The organism is candidate division WOR-3 bacterium (genome assembly GCA_016867815.1).
In the GTDB taxonomy this organism is placed as follows: domain Bacteria; phylum Hydrothermota; class Tepidihabitantia; order Tepidihabitantales; family Tepidihabitantaceae; genus UBA2258.
In genome coordinates this window covers 1-2,261 of the sequence record VGIR01000197.1, presented here as the reverse complement: position 1 = coordinate 2,261, position 2,261 = coordinate 1, and the positions used below count along the sequence as shown (strand labels likewise).

The window sequence follows — 2,261 nt, the reverse complement described above, 5'->3', positions numbered from 1 at the left end:
CGGTCGTCCCAAGCCTTGGCCATCATCAGGTTCTTGCCCATCTCCACGAAAGGGGATACGGGCACAATCGGGTCGCCGGGCCTGACGCCCAGCCGCGCCTTCACGTCGAATCCCTCGGCGCAACCCAGATCGATGAACATCTTGTCTATGTCCGGTAGCTGCTTTCTCTCCTCGTCGGATAGTTCGTGCGGCGCCTTCGAACCGATGACGCCCGGGAAGTCGCCCTTGCAGGTCCGCACCAGCACCCGCTGCCCCAGGAGCACGTTCGGCCACCAGCCGCCGATGGGCAGGAACCTCACATAGCCGTCGGCCGTGACCGACTTCACCATGAATCCGACTTCATCCATATGCGCAGACACCATGATGCGCGGTCGCTCGCTTGCGCCGGCGACCTTGCAGACCACGCTGCCCAGGCCGTCGCGGACGACCTTGCCCGAGCCGGCCAGTTCCCGCGCCATGATGTTTGCCGACTCGGTTTCGAAACCCGACGGTCCGAACGCCTCGGTTAGTTCACGCAGAAGCTTCTTGTCAGCCACATTCATCTCCTACTTCTGAAGTTGTCCTGTCCCTCATCAGCCAGCTTGACGGCCATTGGTTACAATGACCAATTCCTAAGTCCTTGTGACTAATCAAGTCCCAATGCCCAATGACCCAAGGCGAGCCCGGTGTTGGGAACTTGTCCATCTCCTCATTCGTTGGGAACTAGTAATTGAGACCTAGGAATTGCGTGTAGCGACCGGTGGTCGCTACACGTCGAGGTTCTCGACATGCACCGCGTTCTTCTCGATAAACAGACGGCGCGGCTCGACTTCGTCGCCCATCAGTGTCCGGAACACGGCATCGGCCTCGGTCGCGTCCTCCATCGCCACGCGCTTCAGCGTCCGCTTGTCCGGATTCATGGTGGTCTCCCAGAGTTGCTCGGGATTCATCTCGCCGAGACCCTTGTAACGTTGGATGTCGAACTGCGTGCCCTTGTTCTTGCTCGAAAGGTCCGCCAGCGCCTCGTCGCTGTACAGGTAGTTCTCGGTCTTGCCCTGCTTCACCCGGTACAGCGGCGGCTGGGCGATGTAGACGTAGCCCGCTTCGATCAGCGGCTGCATGAACCGGTAGAAGAACGTCAGCAGCAGGACTCGGATATGGGAGCCGTCGACGTCCGCATCGGTCATAATGACAATCTTGTGATACCGCGCCTTTTGCGCGTCGAAATCCTCCTCACCGATGCCCGCGCCAATGGCGGAAATGAGGGTGCGAATCTCATTGTTCGAGAGGATCTTGTTCAAGTTGGACTTCTCGACGTTCAGGATCTTGCCGCGCAACGGCAGTATCGCCTGGAACTCCCGGTTCCGCCCCTGCTTGGCTGAACCGCCGGCGGAATCGCCCTCGACGATGTAGATCTCGCTTTCGGCCGGGTCCTCGGAAGCGCAGTCCGCGAGCTTGCCGGGCAGGCTGTCGGACTCGAGCAGCGACCGGCGCCGCGTCAAGTCGCGTGCCTTGCGCGCCGCCATCCGCGCCTTGGCCGCAGTCAGCACCTTCTCGACGATCCGGTTCGCAAAGCGCGGGTTCTCCTCGAAATACCGGGCCAGCTGCTCGTTCACCACGGTCTCGACCACGCTCTTCGCCTCGCCGTTGCCGAGCTTGGTCTTGGTCTGGCCCTCGAACTGCGGGTCGCCGATCTTGACGGAAACGACCGCGGTCAACCCCTCGCGCGTATCTTCACCGGTCAGCTCAATGTCTTCCTTCAACGCACCGGACTTCCGCGCGTACTCACCCAGGGTGCGGGTGAGGGCTGACTTGAACCCGGACAGGTGCGTGCCGCCTTCGTGGGTGTTGATGGTATTGGCGAACGAGAAGATGCTCTCAACGTACCCGTCGTTGTACTCGAACGCCACGTCGACGTGCATGCCGTTCCGGTCCTCCTCGATCAGCACCGGCTTGTGCAGCGCCGTCCTGCCAGTATCGAGGAACTTCACGAAATCGGCCAGCCCGTTCGGGAAGTGGAACGTCTCTGCCGTGCCCGCTCGCTCGTCCTTCAGGTTTATCTTCAGGTCTTTGTTCAGGTACGCGAGCTCCCGCATCCGCGCCATGATCGTCTCGCCCTTGAACACCACCGTCTTGAAAATCTGCTTGTCGGGCTTGAAGCGGATGAGCGTCCCGCGCTGCTTCGTCTTGCCGGTGACCTTGATGTCGCCCTGCGCCTTGCCGCGCTCGAAGTCCATCCGGTATGACTTGCCGTCGCGGAAAACCTCGGCGGTCAGGTGCTC

General features: G+C 61.1%; 2 protein-coding genes. Both read right to left on the bottom strand.

What is annotated here, in order from left to right; translation table 11 throughout:
- Positions 1-542, bottom strand: a 542-nt coding sequence (locus FJY68_14255) for a M42 family metallopeptidase (protein ID MBM3332985.1), incomplete at its 3' end; no start/stop codon positions are given.
- A gap of 204 nt (positions 543-746) precedes the next feature.
- A partial coding sequence (locus FJY68_14250; protein MBM3332984.1) for a DNA gyrase subunit B occupies positions 747-2,261 on the bottom strand: 1,515 nt, incomplete at its 5' end.